Source organism: Rheinheimera hassiensis (genome assembly GCF_022436675.1).
In the GTDB taxonomy this organism is placed as follows: domain Bacteria; phylum Pseudomonadota; class Gammaproteobacteria; order Enterobacterales; family Alteromonadaceae; genus Alishewanella; species Alishewanella hassiensis.
The window spans coordinates 320,717-335,850 of record NZ_JAKUJZ010000002.1 but is presented as its reverse complement, the minus strand read 5'-3'; the positions used below and the strand labels follow the sequence as shown (position 1 = coordinate 335,850).

The following is a 15,134-nucleotide window of genomic DNA, read 5'->3' as shown; positions in this document are numbered from 1 at the left end:
TGTATTGCGCTACTACGCATTTATTAAAATTTTCCCGTACTGTTGCCGCACTGCGCATCGGACATGCCAATTATTATTACCTGCGCATTATCATTACTGCTTAACTGCACAGTGCCCGCTTCATTACTCAGGCTAAGTGTATGCTGCGCTTCCAGCGTTATCTGCTTTGCGCCCAGTTCAGCATTTACGCTGCCGCTGGCAATATAGACAAGTGTTTGCGGGCTTAGCGGCAATGTTTGTACAGCACTGCCAATCGTCAGCACCTGCAATTCGGCCTGCAGCGTATTTCGGCGGGTCATCAGGTTAAAATCCCGCACTGCGCCATCAAGCAATGTGCAGTGAATAGCGGTTTCACCGGCAAAGGAATACGGTTTAAGTGGCGCATCCAGTACCTGTGGTTTATCACCGACGCCATGCAGGCTAAAGCCTGCGCCATCCAGCAACAAAATAATGCGGTCAATATTATCAAAACGCGAAAACGGGCCATCACTGGCTACTTCGGCGATGGATAACCGCCATAACAGCCCTTGCCCGTTATCCTGGCGGCACAGCTGATGGGTAATGCCACCACCGTTTTGCCAGCGCTGGGTTTGCCACTGCGCTGGCATGATCACTTCTATGCTCATCGTGTCTCAATTAAATGCGCCGGCCAAATCGAGCTATTTAACGTCAGCTCGCCTGGTTAATTGCCGCGGTGCCACTATTTGGTTTCAGACCCGGCCTGCTGCCAGGGCCATTTACCGGTTAACTCCAGCTCAAGGGTAAAGCTTAAAAAGGTACGAATTAACACTACCAGCGCAAGTACGCCCACGGTTTCAAATGTCAGCTCTACCGCAACGGTATGAATAATGTCTGCCGCGATTAAAAACTCCAGCCCCAGTAAAATACCCCGGCCCAACTGCTGACGTACCTGTTGCTGAATATCATTCAGTGCATCACCTTTTACTAACCTTATGCCAGCATGTATCAGGGCATAAATAGTGATAGCGGTGATAATAGCAATGCCCAAAAGCTCAATTGCTACAGCACACCACTCTGGCGCTGAGCCTGCTATGTTCGTTATGCCGTCTGTCATATAAGCACTCTCAATTAACTATTAAGGTATCTTAGCAAAATATTTCTTAGCCTACGGTTAAGCCAATTCCGGCGATAGCTGCGCCGGGCAGGCAAACTGCTGGGCGTTGTCGCCAAAAAAGCTGCCACTGCGCAGAAAATGTAGTACCTGGTCAATAACCTGTTGTCGTTTCATCAAAAACGGATGCGATACCGCCACCGTAACCAGCGCACACATGCCTTGTACTTTGGTATTCTCCACCGACACCTTACCATCATCCGGGTTGGGCAAAAACGTAGACAATAGCAGGTTGATAGAACTGGTACCGGCTATAACACCCAATTCGAAACTTACCGGCCCCAGCTGTTTGGGTATGTCTTGTTCGCTGGTGCCCAGCTGCATACCGGCCGGCCCGTTATACGCCTCAAAACCCGGCACATCTTTTAAATTGTCGACCACCTGACTGCCCTGATTTGGCGGCCCCATCATCACTACGCGGCCTAAATCTGCAATAACGTTATGCTGCGTATACTGGCGCAACAAAATACCGCCCATAGAATGGGTAACAAAATGAATAACACGGCTTTGTTTTGCCCGGCACTGCGCTAATGCCGGTGCAATAGCCATTGGCGCCAGCGCCTCTACGCTATAGTTACGCGATGGGTAATCAACATTGACGCTATGATAGCCAGCGTTATCCAGCGCCTGCTGCATAGTTTCCATTGCACCGGCGCTGCGAGCCAGGCCATGCAGCAGTACAACGCAGTCTTTAGCCATGCTGTTAAAGGACACCAACAGCAAAATAGCTAACAACATTACTCGCATACCCTTCCTTTAATGACCAGAAGCTAGGGGCTCACATTTACTGAAAAAGTTACACTGGTCAAGCAGTTACAACATACTTTTTAACACCTTGTCTTTTCGGATAATGTGATGATGCAAGGCCGCGCCGATATGCAGTGCTATCAGGCAGATAAGCGCAATCGCAAATACGGAGTGCAACTCACGAAACAGTGCGTAAGTGTAAATATCCACATTAAGTGCTGCAGGTAGGCGGAACCAGCCGAACACGTCAATAGGCCTGGCGGCAAAGTATTGCATCAGGTATCCGGAAACCGGCATGGCAAACAATAAACCGTACAGCAGCCAATGTGAAACCCGTGCCGACATTTTCTGCCAGTGGCTTAAATCATCTGGTAAGGCAGGTATAGCTTGGCGCAGGCGGTTTATAAGGCGCGCACTTACCAGCAGCACGGCAATAACACCAAACACTTTATGTGCAGTAAGTACCGTTAACTGCCAGCCATCAAGTGATGCCACCATTAATAAACCCGCGGTTAGCATGGCAAAAACCAATGCCGCCATACCCCAGTGAAATAGGCGCATTGACAGTGAAAAACGCTCGGTGTTAGTCATTTTCTGGCTCCTTTAATGCACCTGTTAACTGTTCGGTTGCCCGACGGCGATAAGATTCTGCATAAGCTGAAGAGCGTGCACGTAAGATCGGATCTGCTGTTGCTTCAATACCGGTTGGCAACACCAGTGGGTCAAAGTTAATGGCATGGCACCCGCCTTCCAACTGAGCAGTGGTATTGTTTATCACTATCTGCCCAGCCGTAATTTTTTGCCTGCTGTCGGGCCAGGCTTTAGTGGCATTGTTTTCATCATCAGCAGCATCGGCCAGGGTAAATACCCAGTCAAATACCACATTGCCCGCCACAACCCGGTTAGCAATTTCATTTTGTAGTGCATCTACGTCTTGTGCGTCTGTTGTAGCTACAGTTACTGTCGGTTGCATAGCCCAGCGCACCGCTTGTCTTTTGCCATTGTGGTTTATCAGATAAAAAGCATTAATACTGTTATAGGTTTCAGACGCGAAACTACCACTTGCCTTATATTGTGCTGCCCAGGCCAAGAATTCTTTGCTTTCAGGGTGTTCAGAAAAAAATTGTTTTATTGCAGCAGGGCCGGCCTGAATAGCCAGTATTTGCTGATAAAACGTGTGCGGATCGGCCACCGCCATTACCGGCGGTGTATTCATAGCAAGGCGCCATTGCTCGGTACTACTGATTGAGAAGCTCAGCGCCAAACTGCGCACTGGTGCTTTTAAATCTGGCGCAGTAGGGTTGTTACCCGCAATAGATAACCGGCCAGTAAATGGTGTAGCACCGCTTTGAAACACCGGCGCTTTTGAATAATCACTTAGCTGACCATTCGAACGAAACTCACCACTGACACAAATACCTTTAGCATGCGCCCGGCGAAAGCCCGGATAAACCGCATTGCCTTGCTGTAAATCGACAAATTGTTGTGCAGTCACGTTAACAGGCTCATCTGCTGCCAAACCCACCATTGGCGTTAACAGCAGCGCCCAGATTAATTTTTTCATACTGAAACGCCTCATCTTTTAATTTATTTTGATTTTAGGATATATGTTATCTAAGCACTTTTAGCTTAGCCAAAATGCATAAGTTAAAAAATCACCCCACAATGGGCAAAAGAAATACCCGGCCTTAATACATCAGGCATGCAACTTATAGGCAGGATCCAGATTGTGCATCACCACAAGACCCGGCCAGTAAGCAATATATTTCACCAACACGGCCTAACCGATGCGGATTTAACGCTATACCATGCAGTGATATATCAGCATCGGACACAAGGTTATTGCTGTAAAATAGTACCCGGTGCCATAATTGCCCCCAGGCTAACCCGGTTGCATATAAGCGGCAGTAATAATAAAAAAGGACAGTTATGAGCAAAACTAACAGCGGTGCCCAGGCTTATCAGCAGCAGGAGCAAGGTTATCGCGATAAAGCGTTAAAAATGTACCCCTGGGTATGCGGCCGCTGTGCCCGCGAGTTTGTGCATTCCAATTTGCGCGAATTAACGGTGCATCATATTGATCACAACCACAGCAATAATCCCTCAGACGGCAGCAACTGGGAGTTACTCTGCATTTATTGCCACGACAACGAGCACAATAAATTCCACGAATTTGTGCTGTATGGCGGCACCACCGAGCAAAAAGTAGCAGCGGCAACCCATAACCCCTTTGCCGATTTAAAAGCGCTGCTAACTAAACCGAAGTGATATCTCGAAATTAGTAGCCAGCAATTGGCAGGCTAAACTCAAACCGCGATACCGCTAATATTAACGCTGTGCAATGTTCATTAAGCGCTCAGCCTGCAGCTTTAGCGCCTGTTTTAGTTCCGGCGGTTCAATAATACTGAAATCAAACGGCAGCTGGCTTAACCACTGCGCTAAGCAATAACAGCTGTCGGTGCGGGTGCTTAACAGTAAGCCATCAGCCTGCGGCTTTAACATCGATGCCGTTTCCCCCATCGCCTGCGCCGCTGTGTGTTTGTCAGTATGCAACATAACCTGCACATCCAGGTTACCCGGCATACCATACAGGCTGCTGGTAAAATGCTCCGCCGCATCAAAATTTGCTGGCCGGTTAAAGCACTGCTGCAGCAATTCGATCTGCTGCAGACGGTCCAGCCGGAAGGTTCGCAGCTCCTGCCTCAGGTGACAATAGCCACTCATATACCAGCGTCCGCTGCGAAACAATAAACCATAAGGGTCAACTTGCCTGGAAACCGGCGCTTGTTGATAAGAGGCATAACGGATAGTAACCGAGCGCTGTTGCTCCAGTGCATCTAATAACGGCGCTAAATGCTGGCCGGGTGTTTCAGCGTCAGATGCTGGCAATATTAATTTAATCGTGTCGGCAATAGCCCGGGAGCGGGATTTCAGCTTAGCCGGCATTACCCGCTCCAACTTGGCCTGAACACTGCTGATAGCTGCTTGCGTATCGGCCAGGTTAAGGTTGTGTGCGGCTAACAAGCCCAGCGACAACGCCAGGGTTTCATCATTGGTAAACATCATTGGCGGCAGTTTAAAACCCGCTACCAGCATATAGCCGCCGTCGCAGCCTTGCTCTGTAGTAACCGGAATACCTAACTGCTCCAGCGCCTGAATATAACGGCGCACTGTGCGTTTATCTACCCCCAGCCTTGCAGCTAACTCAGTACCGCTTAAACGGCCATGAGACTGCAGCAGCTCAAGCAGGCTAATTACGCGGATAGTCGGGCCGCTCATTGGTATCTGTGCTTAAACATTGGCTATTCCTGTCGCTACTGTAAAACACAAATATAACCGACAATTAGGACGTATTCTGTCCTATTTTAGTTTTACAGTACCCCGGTAGCGAAAAAACCGCCAACAAACCACACTTATTAACCACGAAAAATAAGCAACAAGGAATAAACAAAATGAAACCAATCACCTTATATACCAACCCACAGTCACGTGGCCGCATTATCCGCTGGATGCTGGAAGAGCTAAATGTGCCTTACAACGTAGAGGTGCTGCAGTATGGTCCTGAAATGAAATCGGCAGAATTTCTGGCACTAAACCCGATGGGCAAAGTACCGGTAATAACCCACGGCGATGTGGTAGTAACCGAAGCGGCAGCCATTTGCGCCTACCTGGCCGATCACTTTGCCGACAAGCAACTGGCCCCTGCTTTGGATAGCCCACAGCGCGGCAGTTATTACCGCTGGTTGTTTTTTGCAGCCGGCCCGCTGGAAATGGCGACCACTGCCAAAGCCTATAACTGGCGCCTGGATGCCGACAACGCAGGATCCGTAGGTTGTGGCCTGTATCAGGATACGTTAAATGCCTTGGAAACCGCGTTAACACAGGGGCCCTATATTTGCGGTGAGCAATTTACCGCAGCTGATGTGTATGTGGGCAGCCATATTGAGTGGGGCATGATGTTTGATACGCTGGAAAAACGGCCTGCTTTTACCGAATACGTACAACGGCTGCAAGCGCGGGAAGCTGCCATTAAGGCCAATCAACTGGATGATGCACTGCTAGCAGAACCCGCTAAAGCATAAGTATTCAGGCGCCAGGTAATTGCAAAAGCTGGCGCTTACTTTGGCAATAATAGTGCTTCATCAATCGCAATAAACCGTGTAGCGGCTTTTACCAGTGCCAGGGCAGTTAAACCTTCTACACCGTATACCTCTACTTCGGTTTGGTACTTAGTGGTAAGTTTATCTGCCAACAGGCCAAAATCGCCATCGCCAGAGGCCAGCACCAGTACATCACTGTGCTGGCCGTACTCGATAGCATCCAACGTTATACCCACATCCCAGTCGCCTTTGGCGCTGCCATCGGCACGCTGAATAAATGGCTTTAATTTCACCTCAAAGCCGATGGCACGGAGGATGTTCTGAAACTGGCGCTGCTTTTCATCACCGCGGTCGATGGCGTAAGCAATGGCTTTAACCACAGTACGCCCAGAGGTTATCTGGCGCCAAAACGCGTTATAGTCAAAATTGCGCTGCCAGGCTTCCCGGCTGGTGTAGTAGATATTTTGTACATCTACCAAAATGGTAACACTGGTCATGGCTAGCCTCTGTTTAACAAAACAGTAAGCTAACCGGCAAAGCAACAGGGTGCAATCATTTTTACGCCACCACGCCAAAGCCATTTTATTTGAACCATCTTGTATAACCGCAGACAAAACCACTGAAAATATTAACTAAATTTGCAATAGTCAATTCGAAAAAACGATTAGCACGATAGGTAAAACTGGCTTTCGCTGTTAGTGCTTCAGGTCTATAGTCAATGCATTATTAAAGCGGCCAAATGCCGTAAACCAGATAAAACCCACGTTGCAAGGAGTAAAATATGGACAATAACAACAACGGCTCAGCCGGAAAATGCCCCGTGATGCACGGCGGCAATACCAAAGTTGGTGGTGCCGGAACCAAAAATATGGACTGGTGGCCTAATCAGCTCAATGTAAAAATTTTGCACCAGAACGATAAAAAATCGAACCCGCTGGGTGAAGACTTTAACTACGCAGAAGAATTTAAAAAACTTGATCTGGCGGCAGTAAAAAAAGACCTCGAGCATGTAATGACCGACTCACAAGATTGGTGGCCGGCAGATTACGGCCACTACGGGCCTTTTATGATCCGTATGGCCTGGCATGCCGCAGGCACTTACCGCATGGGCGATGGCCGTGGCGGTGCCGCTACCGGTAACCAGCGCTTTGCGCCACTGAACAGCTGGCCTGACAACGGTAACCTGGACAAAGCCCGCCGTTTGCTATGGCCGGTAAAACAAAAGTACGGTAACAAATTATCCTGGGCCGATTTATATATTCTTGCCGGTAATGTAGCACTGGAATCAATGGGCTTTAAAACCTTTGGTTTTGGCGGCGGCCGGGCTGATATTTTTGAGCCTGAAGAAGATATCTACTGGGGCGCCGAAACCGAATGGTTAGCCACCAGCGACAAGCCTAACAGCCGTTACTCCGGCGAGCGCGATTTGGAAAACCCGTTAGCTGCTGTGCAAATGGGCCTGATTTACGTGAATCCGGAAGGCCCGGATGGCAAGCCTGATCCATTAGGCTCTGGCCGTGATGTACGTGAAACTTTCGCCCGCATGGCAATGAATGATTATGAAACAGTAGCCTTAACTGCAGGCGGCCACACCTTTGGTAAAACCCACGGTGCCGGTGATGCAGCCTTAGTTGGTGCAGAGCCAGAAGCTGCGCCTATTGAACAAATGGGCTTTGGCTGGAAAAATAGCTTTAAAAGCGGTAAAGGCCGCGACACTACTACCAGCGGCTTAGAAGGTGCCTGGACACCTACCCCAACCCAATGGGATAACAGCTATTTTGATGTATTATTTGGCTACGACTGGGCGCTGACAAAAAGCCCGGCCGGGGCGCATCAGTGGGCTGCCGTAAATCTGGCAGAAAAAGACCACGCGCCAGACGCGGAAGACGCAACACAGCGCGTAGGCATTATGATGACCACCGCCGACATGGCGATGCGTGAAGATCCGGCATATCGCAAAATCTCTGAACATTTTCATCAGAACCCGGCCGAGTTTGCCGATGCCTTTGCCCGCGCCTGGTTTAAATTAACTCACCGTGATATGGGGCCAAAATCGCGTTATCTGGGGCCGGAAGTACCAGCTGAAGATTTGATCTGGCAAGACCCGGTACCTGAGGTAGATCACGAACTGGTTAATGATGCGGATATTGCTCAGCTAAAAACCACTATTCTGGCATCCGGTTTAAGCGTATCACAGCTGGTATATACCGCCTGGTCGTCAGCTTCTACCTTCCGTGGTTCAGACTGCCGTGGTGGTGCCAACGGTGCCCGTATCCGCTTAGCGCCACAAAAAGACTGGCAGGTAAACCAACCGGCACAGTTGCAACAGGTGCTAAGTGTACTTGGTACTATTGTGCAAAACTTCAATGCTACGCAAAGCGGTAATAAAAAAGTGTCACTGGCCGATATTATTGTGCTGGCAGGTGCAGCCGCAATAGAAAAAGCCGCTAATGATGCCGGTGTACCAGTGGCGGTGCCTTTTGCCCCTGGCCGCACCGATGCTACAGACGAGCAAACCGATGCGGAATCGTTTGATGTGCTGGAGCCGATTGCCGATGGCTTCCGTAACTATATGAAAAAGGCTTACACCATATCAGCTGAAGAGCTGCTGCTGGACAAAGCGCAACTGTTAACCTTAACCGCACCGGAAATGACTGTATTAGTTGGTGGTATGCGGGTGCTGGATGCTAACTACGGCCAGACAAAACATGGCGTATTTACAGCAAAACCGGGCACGCTAAGCAATGACTTCTTTGTCAATCTGCTGGATATGAATACGCAGTGGGCTCCTGTTTCCAGCGAAGCAGAGCAGTTTGAAGGCCGGGATCGTAAAACCGGTCAGGTAAAATGGACTGCCAGCCGCGTTGATTTATTGTTTGGCTCTAACTCGCAGTTACGCGCTATTGCCGAAGTGTATGGCGCCAGCGATGCGAAACAAAAGTTTGTCGCAGACTTTGTAAAAGCCTGGACCAAAGTAATGCATGCTGATCGCTTTGATTTAAAGTAATCACTACCATAAATGGGTGATAAGCAAAAAACGGGCGCCTACACAGCGCCCGTTTTTTTATGGTTACTTTTTATAGCTACTTGTTTATGGCTGCTTAAGGTGAACTGTTACGTAGCTTGCTGATAGCCGCCGCCAAACTGGCGTCAGATACCTCGCCCATATGGCTGTCTACCAGCTGGCCCTGTGCATTAAAATACAGCGTTACCGGCAAGCCAAAAGCGCCAAACTGTTGCGGCACCTGCCCGGTGTTATCCAGCAGTACCTGCGAAAACTGTAACGACATTTGCGCTAAAAACTGCTTTACCGTGTCGGCGGGCTCACGCTGGTTTATCAGCAGAAAATTAATATCAGGGTTGTTTTGTTCTGCTTTAGCCAATACCGGCATTTCACGCCGACATGGCGGACACCAGGTGGCCCAGAGATTAACAACGGTAAGCTGGCCTTTACTTTGCTGCAGGTTAACACTGGTGCCATCTAACTGCGACAGCACGATATCGGGTAACTGCGCCTGTTGCCTGCCTGCCGTTACCACGGTAATTAATACCGCAAACAATACTACGGCCGACAGCGCACCGCTTAACAAGGCTTTGCGCTGTTTGGGATAACGCTTTATTTGCAGCATAAGCATTATCATGGCTGCCAGTATGGTGGCAGAAAAATCAAAGCCGCGGTCGCGGATATCCAGCATTTGCCAGAAGGAATCATAACTTTGCATAAACCGCAGTACAAAAACGATACGGCCAAATAGCAGGCTTACCAGCAACACGGTTAGCAACTGATCAGTGACCGGGCTTTGCTGACGTTTCGCTACCAGCGAGGCAACAACCAGGCCTACCACTACACTAAACAACAACAGCAACGGCGGCACCGGTAACGCTAGCGGCCCTATATTAATGGCAATCATAACTCTCCGGATATGGCAGTTAACACTGACACAATGCTACAAACTGCGCGTTGAGTAACTGACGTAAATCTGCTGCGCTTAGCTCAATTTCCAGCCCGCGCCGCCCGGCGCTAACGTAAATAGTGGCAAACTGCTGCGCCGAGCTGTCAATAACAGTGGGCAACAGCTTTTTTTGCCCCAGCGGGCTGACACCACCTAATACATAACCGGTGCTACGCATCACATCGGCCGCATTGGCCATATCAGCTTTTTTTGCGCCCAGTGCCTTGGCAAGCTGTTTCATACTAAGCTGCTGATCTACCGGCAATATTGCCACCGCCAGTTGTTTACTATCCAAACTTAACACCAGAGTTTTAAATACCTGCTGTGGCAGTAGGCCAAGCTTTTCTGCGGCTTCCAGCCCGTACGAAGTGGCTGCCGGATCATGCTGATACTGATGCACCTGATGCGCAATGCCACGCTGTTTAGCCAACTCAATTGCCGGTGTCATACTGCGATCCTTTTGCATATTATTCGATTTTATCTGTTAAAAGTTGAGTTATTTCGCAACTATTAATCTATTGCATAGCACGGTTAGCGAGCGTAGCCTAAACATATTATTTTGCCAACGAGCACAGCGCAATGACCCCAACTCTGGCACCTGTATTGTATTTACCCCACGGCGGCGGCCCTTTACCCTTACTTGGCGACCCAAACCACCAGGCGCTGACACAATTCTTTACTCAGCTTGGCGATAAACTGGCCACTCCGGCGGCCATACTGGTAATAAGTGCGCATTGGGAAAGCCCCCAACCGGCACTTACTGCAGCTGACAACCCGGCGTTGTTATTTGATTACTCCGGCTTTCCGGCGCAAAGTTATCAGCTTAGCTACCCAGCCCCTGGCGCACCACTGCTGGCAACGCAAATAGCAGAAAAACTGCAGCAAGCCGGTTTTAGCCCACAGCTAAATACCAGCCGCGGTTGGGATCATGGTGTTTTTGTGCCGCTACTGCTGCTGCGCCCGCAAGCTGATATTCCTGTGCTGCAGTTATCATTGCTAAAAGGCCTTGATGCCAAAATGCATATCGCCTTGGGTGAAGCAATTAGCTTTTTACGCGCGCAAAACGTGCTGATTATCGGCTCCGGTATGAGCTTTCATAATATGCAGGCGTTTTTTAATACCAACCTGGTAAGCGAGGCGCAGTTAGAGGCGTTTAATCAATATCTTATCGACAGCCTGCAACCACAGTACAGTTATGCAGAGCAGGCGCAGCGGCTGATTAACTGGCAACAAGCGCCTGATGCCCGGTTAATGCACCCGCGCGAAGAGCACCTGCTGCCGCTGCACGTTTGCCTGGGCGCCGCCAAAGGTAGTACAGCGCGGGTACTGTTTAACGACAAGGTGCTACACAAAACCGTGCTGGCGTTTGGCTGGTAAAACACCGATGCCCAAATGCAATAAAGCAGCGCCTTTAAACGGCACTGCGGTGTAAACGCTGCTTTATTGCACTTCTATCCAACTGGTATCCAACTTGTTTTGCTACACCATCAGCCCTTTTTTGCTGCCGGCGTTACGCTGACTCGCTCCATATCTGCTTGTACGGTATCCAGTTCAAAATCCAGTTGCACCATTTGCGCCAGATGCAGCTTGCCGGTAGCGGTATACTGCCATTGCGTCAGGGCACGTAATGCCTCTTTATCAAATACCTTTTCAGGACTCGATTTCACGACACTTGCATTGATCACTTTACCTTGTGCATCGACATCAAATTTAATCTGCACATAACCTGAGATCCCCTGTTCTGCAGCTTGCAGTGGGTAACGTGGCTCAATGCGCATAACCGCAGCAAGCTGCTGAGTTTTGCTCACACCAGCCATAACCGGTTGTTGCAGCAATAATGTAGCAGCAATCACCAGTGCCATTGTACCCAATACCACTGTTTTGCTGATACCTTGCTGACGCTGTAGTTGCGTAATGCGTTGTTTCATAGTGTTAAAGTCTCCATAGTGATGAGTAAGCGGCCACCAGTTTGCTGATGACTGCTGTGTACTGCTTAGTAAGGCATAACCATAAGCAATTCTTTCTGCCTTGCTGGCATATTTTGTTACCACTGCATCGCAGGCCAGCTCCTGGGCGTTACGGTATTGCCGATACGCCAGCCACACCAAGGGGTTAAACCAAAACAGGCTAACCAATACCAGAGCCAGGTAATTGAGATGTAAGTCGCCCCTGCGCCAGTGTGTCAGCTCATGCTGCAAAATAAGCTGCTGCTGGGTGGCATCAAAGCGGGTAAAAAAGTCATGCGGCAGCACAATTCGTGGTGTAATTAAACCGGTGATATAAGGACCGCTGCGGTTATCCGCCTGACGACAATACGCTGGCGTATTATTGCCACTAAGCGGCGTTGCACGGTTAAACTGAGCGCGGCCGCTGATGTAACTAAGCAACAAAAAGAGGCTGCACAGCATTACCCCGCTAAGCCATAACCAAAACAGCCAGTTAATGTTATCTGCTGCTGCCGTGAGTTGCTGTATTCCTACCTGATAGCGCTTCATAGCGCCCGCTTCAACAACCTGCGGCAGTAACGGTGTAATAGAAGCGCAAAGTAGCAGAAGTGGCACTGCAGCCCACAGGGCATATAGGGTGCGAGCCCCCAGGGGCTTAAGCAGATATTGCTGGGTTACCAGTAAAACTATAAGCAGTAGCGACAACGGCACTGACACGTGCAGCAGATAATCAGTCATGGTGCTGCTCCTGCTCCCAATCAGCAATCAATTGCTTTAACTGCTGCACATCATCGGCGTTGAGTTTATTCTGGCTGGCAAAGCCCGCTACCAGCGGCGCGACACGGCCGGCAAATATACGCTCGACAAAAGAGCGGCCCTGCTGCAACTGATAATCCTGCTCGGCAATAAGCGGGTAATATAAATAGGCCCTGCCATCTTTATCAAAGCCCAGTGCACCTTTGCTTACCAGCCGGTTCAGCAGTGTTTTTACGGTTTTCTCGTGCCAGTCTTTGTCATTGCACAGCGCCGCAACCACGTCGTTGGCGCTTAGCAGCTGACGCTGCCACAACACCTGCATTACGCTAAGTTCGGCATTGCTGATTTCGATCATATAAAAACACCTTATAGATTACACCTGTAATACAATTAATATTACAGATGTAATCTATAGGCGCAAGCTGTTGCTAAAATTATTTTTCAGCTATCTGCAACAAGGCGCTCTGTCGGGCAGCAGTTAAAGGTGTCACCCAGCATAAACTTTTGCCGGTATTGGCTGGGGGTAAGTTCGGTGTAATTAAGAAATAACTTGCGAAACGAGCTGACATCTTCATAGCCCACTTGCAACACGATTTGCTCTATTGGCTGGTTAGTGGTTTCCAGCAAACGCTTAGCTTGCTCTACCCGTAAGCGCTGCAAATAATTCAGTGGCGTGTCATTCAGCGCGGTTTTAAAGCGGCGCAGCAAGGTGCGCTTGGTCAGATGAAACTGCTCTGCTAACTGATCCAATACAAAAGGCTGCGCCAAATGCTGGTTAAGGTAGGCTTGTATTTGCACAATTAACGAGTCGTTATGCTGCAAACCGATGGATAAGTCCATGTAGGGTACCTGCGAGGTGCGGTTGGGATCGGTCAGCATAATTTTTGCCATCTGCCGGGCAAACTGCTCGCCGGCTAACTGTTCGGTTAGCGCCAGGCATAAATTAATATAAGAGGTGGTAGCTCCGGCAGTTAGCAGGTTGCCGTCCTGCACCAGCAGTTTATTCAGTTGTAAATGCACATTGGGATACAGGCTGCGGAATATCTCTTTAAAAAACCAGCTACTGGTGGCATTGCGATGATCAAGCAAGCCGCTACCGGCCAGGATATAAGTACCGGTACAACTGGCCGCAATTAAACTGCCCCGCTCTGCCGCCTGATGTAAACCACTGTAATAGGCTGCTGATTGCGTGGCCAGTGCAGCCAGCTCGGCACGCCGGTAAGCATAAGCTGGCGGTAAAATCAGGGCATCCGCCTGCTGCCAAGAATGTGGCTGAACAGCTAATTCGACACCCGGCTTTAGTTTAAGCGCCATGCCGTCTGGCGAAACCGGATAGCAATGAAACAACGGTGTTACTGTTTGATGCTGCAACGCCCAAAGCACATTGCAATATTCAAAATAGTCCAGCAGCGCAAATACATCGCTGCTGATGCTGTTGTGGTTAGCCAGTATAGCAATCTGTTTCATCTGTTTATCCTGCGCAGGCAATTTGTCACTATCCACCTTATTTTTATCAATAGTGACACTGCGTTATTGCAAAGGCAAGGCCTAGAATAACAGGGACCTTAACAATGCAGATGGGAGGCAGTATGAACAGCTTTACAACAAAATGGCTGAGCATAGCCGCATGGCTGATGAGCTGGCTGGTTATTTTCTGGATCAACTTTGCCGCAGAGTTATCACTGATGATGCATTTTTTTGCTATACCGGTGTTGCTTATCAGCACAGCATTGGGTGCTGGCCGCTATCTGGAGCACTCTGATCACAACAGCGATGACTGAGCAGTAAACAGCCGTTACAATCAGAGGATGTTATGACGGCGGGATAGCACAGAATGACCAGTTGGCAAATTGCAGGCGCCTTTAGTGCATTGGCGGTTTTACTGTACTTTTATCCACGCGAGTTTTTGCCCAAACTGAAGGCAGAGCCGGGTTACCAGCATTTTGTTTTAGCCTCTGCCGTAGTGTTGAGTTTATTGTGGAGTGTGCAGGCCGGTATTCAACAAGGGCTGAACTTGCATTTTTTACTGCTAACTACGCTGGTGCTATGTCATGGCTGGCGTATTGCAAACTGGATTTGCCTGCTGCCGATGCTGTTACTGATAGTTTTTGGCAAACTGCACTGGGCTGATGCCGGTTTATATGCGCTAAGCAGCTTTATTCTGCCGGGTTTATTTAGCTACACGTTGTTTCTGGCCAGCTACCGTTACTTAACCCTCCACCTGTTTGTGTATATTTTTGTCGCCGGCTTTCTTACAGCGGCACTAACGATAGTGCTGCAAATTAGCCTGACATCACTGTGGTATGGTCTGGAAGGGCGCTACAGTTGGCATATTATAACCAATGATTACTGGCTGTTAGCGCTGCTGATCTGGTTTCCCGAAGCTCTGCTTAACGGCAGCGCCATAACGCTGATGGCTATTTACCGGCCGCACTGGCTGCGCACTTTCTATGACAGGGAATACTTATCTCCCGACAGATAAATGCGTAACGGGCAGCAC

The 15,134-nt window shown here is 49.3% G+C and carries 18 protein-coding genes; 6 read left to right on the top strand and 12 right to left on the bottom strand.

Going from position 1 to position 15,134, the window contains the following annotated elements; translation table 11 throughout:
• Positions 1-23: 23 nt before the first annotated feature.
• The 5 genes from MJX74_RS04460 to MJX74_RS04440 form a co-directional block, all read right to left on the bottom strand.
• The gene (locus MJX74_RS04460) at positions 24-626 is read right to left on the bottom strand and encodes a HutD/Ves family protein (protein ID WP_240221229.1); all 603 of its coding nucleotides are present in this window, start codon (positions 624-626) and stop codon (positions 24-26) included.
• A 74-nt stretch (positions 627-700) separates the two neighbouring features.
• Positions 701-1,075: a DUF1622 domain-containing protein gene (locus tag MJX74_RS04455; protein ID WP_240221227.1), complete on the bottom strand. Its 375-nt coding sequence runs from the start codon at positions 1,073-1,075 to the stop codon at positions 701-703.
• Positions 1,076-1,132: 57 nt separating this feature from the next.
• Positions 1,133-1,879, bottom strand: coding sequence for an esterase/lipase family protein (locus MJX74_RS04450; protein WP_240221225.1), 747 nt, complete (start codon positions 1,877-1,879; stop codon positions 1,133-1,135).
• 66 nt (positions 1,880-1,945) lie between these two features.
• Positions 1,946-2,470, bottom strand: coding sequence for a cytochrome b (locus tag MJX74_RS04445; RefSeq protein WP_240221223.1), 525 nt, complete (start codon positions 2,468-2,470; stop codon positions 1,946-1,948).
• Positions 2,463-3,443, bottom strand: a complete 981-nt coding sequence (locus MJX74_RS04440; protein WP_240221221.1) for a catalase family peroxidase — start codon at positions 3,441-3,443, stop codon at positions 2,463-2,465. Before MJX74_RS04440 ends, MJX74_RS04445 begins: the two co-directional genes overlap by 8 nt.
• Positions 3,444-3,808: 365 nt before the next feature.
• On the opposite strand from MJX74_RS04440, the gene MJX74_RS04435 reads away from it, so the two are divergent.
• The gene (locus tag MJX74_RS04435; protein WP_240221219.1) at positions 3,809-4,147 is read left to right on the top strand and encodes a YajD family HNH nuclease; all 339 of its coding nucleotides are present in this window, start codon (positions 3,809-3,811) and stop codon (positions 4,145-4,147) included.
• A gap of 60 nt (positions 4,148-4,207) precedes the next feature.
• Here the strand turns inward: MJX74_RS04435 and MJX74_RS04430 are convergent, their stop codons facing one another.
• Entirely contained in the window at positions 4,208-5,158 is a 951-nt protein-coding gene (locus MJX74_RS04430) for a helix-turn-helix transcriptional regulator (protein WP_240221217.1), read from the bottom strand.
• A gap of 173 nt (positions 5,159-5,331) precedes the next feature.
• Here MJX74_RS04430 and MJX74_RS04425 point away from each other — a divergent pair, with 173 nt between their 5' ends.
• On the top strand, positions 5,332-5,961 hold the full coding sequence (locus tag MJX74_RS04425) for a glutathione S-transferase family protein (RefSeq protein ID WP_240221215.1): 630 nt from the start codon (positions 5,332-5,334) through the stop codon (positions 5,959-5,961).
• 35 nt (positions 5,962-5,996) lie between these two features.
• Here MJX74_RS04425 and MJX74_RS04420 read toward each other — a convergent pair whose 3' ends face one another.
• Positions 5,997-6,476 carry an NYN domain-containing protein gene (locus MJX74_RS04420; protein WP_240221213.1) on the bottom strand — a complete coding sequence of 160 codons (480 nt, stop codon included), beginning with the start codon at positions 6,474-6,476 and terminating at the stop codon, positions 5,997-5,999.
• Between the two features lie 284 nt (positions 6,477-6,760).
• On the opposite strand from MJX74_RS04420, the gene katG reads away from it, so the two are divergent.
• Positions 6,761-8,986, top strand: coding sequence for a catalase/peroxidase HPI (gene katG / locus MJX74_RS04415; RefSeq protein WP_240221211.1), 2,226 nt, complete (start codon positions 6,761-6,763; stop codon positions 8,984-8,986).
• A gap of 94 nt (positions 8,987-9,080) precedes the next feature.
• Here the strand turns inward: katG and MJX74_RS04410 are convergent, their stop codons facing one another.
• Positions 9,081-9,890, bottom strand: a complete 810-nt coding sequence (locus MJX74_RS04410) for a TlpA family protein disulfide reductase (RefSeq protein ID WP_240221209.1) — start codon at positions 9,888-9,890, stop codon at positions 9,081-9,083.
• A gap of 19 nt (positions 9,891-9,909) precedes the next feature.
• Positions 9,910-10,380: a Cys-tRNA(Pro) deacylase gene (gene ybaK / locus MJX74_RS04405; protein ID WP_240221207.1), complete on the bottom strand. Its 471-nt coding sequence runs from the start codon at positions 10,378-10,380 to the stop codon at positions 9,910-9,912.
• A gap of 131 nt (positions 10,381-10,511) precedes the next feature.
• On the opposite strand from ybaK, the gene MJX74_RS04400 reads away from it, so the two are divergent.
• The gene (locus tag MJX74_RS04400) at positions 10,512-11,309 is read left to right on the top strand and encodes a DODA-type extradiol aromatic ring-opening family dioxygenase (protein WP_240221205.1); all 798 of its coding nucleotides are present in this window, start codon (positions 10,512-10,514) and stop codon (positions 11,307-11,309) included.
• A 110-nt stretch (positions 11,310-11,419) separates the two neighbouring features.
• On the opposite strand, the gene MJX74_RS04395 is transcribed toward MJX74_RS04400, so the two are convergent.
• The 3 genes from MJX74_RS04395 to MJX74_RS04385 all read right to left on the bottom strand — a co-directional run bounded on the left by MJX74_RS04395 (position 11,420) and on the right by MJX74_RS04385 (position 14,101).
• Positions 11,420-12,616, bottom strand: a complete 1,197-nt coding sequence (locus MJX74_RS04395) for a M56 family metallopeptidase (RefSeq protein ID WP_240221203.1) — start codon at positions 12,614-12,616, stop codon at positions 11,420-11,422.
• A complete protein-coding gene (locus tag MJX74_RS04390) occupies positions 12,609-12,989 on the bottom strand; it encodes a BlaI/MecI/CopY family transcriptional regulator (RefSeq protein ID WP_240221201.1) in 381 nt (126 codons plus the stop codon). The genes MJX74_RS04395 and MJX74_RS04390 overlap by 8 nt, the downstream gene beginning before the upstream one ends.
• 86 nt (positions 12,990-13,075) lie before the next feature.
• Positions 13,076-14,101, bottom strand: a complete 1,026-nt coding sequence (locus MJX74_RS04385) for a GlxA family transcriptional regulator (RefSeq protein ID WP_240221199.1) — start codon at positions 14,099-14,101, stop codon at positions 13,076-13,078.
• A 122-nt stretch (positions 14,102-14,223) separates the two neighbouring features.
• Here MJX74_RS04385 and MJX74_RS04380 point away from each other — a divergent pair, with 122 nt between their 5' ends.
• Together MJX74_RS04380 and MJX74_RS04375 are read left to right on the top strand one after the other, a co-directional pair.
• Positions 14,224-14,415, top strand: coding sequence for a hypothetical protein (locus tag MJX74_RS04380; protein WP_240221197.1), 192 nt, complete (start codon positions 14,224-14,226; stop codon positions 14,413-14,415).
• A gap of 53 nt (positions 14,416-14,468) precedes the next feature.
• Entirely contained in the window at positions 14,469-15,116 is a 648-nt protein-coding gene (locus tag MJX74_RS04375; RefSeq protein ID WP_240221194.1) for an energy-coupling factor ABC transporter permease, read from the top strand.
• Positions 15,117-15,134: the final 18 nt, after the last annotated feature.

Bases quoted from the DNA above. Each gene is read 5' to 3' on its own strand.
- MJX74_RS04460 (WP_240221229.1), bottom strand. From the start codon at position 626: ATGAGCATAGAAGTGATCATGCCAGCGCAGTGGCAAACCCAGCGCTGG.
- MJX74_RS04455 (WP_240221227.1), bottom strand. From the start codon at position 1,075: ATGACAGACGGCATAACGAACATAGCAGGCTCAGCGCCAGAGTGGTGT.
- MJX74_RS04450 (WP_240221225.1), bottom strand. From the start codon at position 1,879: ATGCGAGTAATGTTGTTAGCTATTTTGCTGTTGGTGTCCTTTAACAGC.
- MJX74_RS04445 (WP_240221223.1), bottom strand. From the start codon at position 2,470: ATGACTAACACCGAGCGTTTTTCACTGTCAATGCGCCTATTTCACTGG.
- MJX74_RS04440 (WP_240221221.1), bottom strand. From the start codon at position 3,443: ATGAAAAAATTAATCTGGGCGCTGCTGTTAACGCCAATGGTGGGTTTG.
- MJX74_RS04435 (WP_240221219.1), top strand. From the start codon at position 3,809: ATGAGCAAAACTAACAGCGGTGCCCAGGCTTATCAGCAGCAGGAGCAA.
- MJX74_RS04430 (WP_240221217.1), bottom strand. From the start codon at position 5,158: ATGAGCGGCCCGACTATCCGCGTAATTAGCCTGCTTGAGCTGCTGCAG.
- MJX74_RS04425 (WP_240221215.1), top strand. From the start codon at position 5,332: ATGAAACCAATCACCTTATATACCAACCCACAGTCACGTGGCCGCATT.
- MJX74_RS04420 (WP_240221213.1), bottom strand. From the start codon at position 6,476: ATGACCAGTGTTACCATTTTGGTAGATGTACAAAATATCTACTACACC.
- katG (WP_240221211.1), top strand. From the start codon at position 6,761: ATGGACAATAACAACAACGGCTCAGCCGGAAAATGCCCCGTGATGCAC.
- MJX74_RS04410 (WP_240221209.1), bottom strand. From the start codon at position 9,890: ATGATTGCCATTAATATAGGGCCGCTAGCGTTACCGGTGCCGCCGTTG.
- ybaK (WP_240221207.1), bottom strand. From the start codon at position 10,380: ATGACACCGGCAATTGAGTTGGCTAAACAGCGTGGCATTGCGCATCAG.
- MJX74_RS04400 (WP_240221205.1), top strand. From the start codon at position 10,512: ATGACCCCAACTCTGGCACCTGTATTGTATTTACCCCACGGCGGCGGC.
- MJX74_RS04395 (WP_240221203.1), bottom strand. From the start codon at position 12,616: ATGACTGATTATCTGCTGCACGTGTCAGTGCCGTTGTCGCTACTGCTT.
- MJX74_RS04390 (WP_240221201.1), bottom strand. From the start codon at position 12,989: ATGATCGAAATCAGCAATGCCGAACTTAGCGTAATGCAGGTGTTGTGG.
- MJX74_RS04385 (WP_240221199.1), bottom strand. From the start codon at position 14,101: ATGAAACAGATTGCTATACTGGCTAACCACAACAGCATCAGCAGCGAT.
- MJX74_RS04380 (WP_240221197.1), top strand. From the start codon at position 14,224: ATGAACAGCTTTACAACAAAATGGCTGAGCATAGCCGCATGGCTGATG.
- MJX74_RS04375 (WP_240221194.1), top strand. From the start codon at position 14,469: ATGACCAGTTGGCAAATTGCAGGCGCCTTTAGTGCATTGGCGGTTTTA.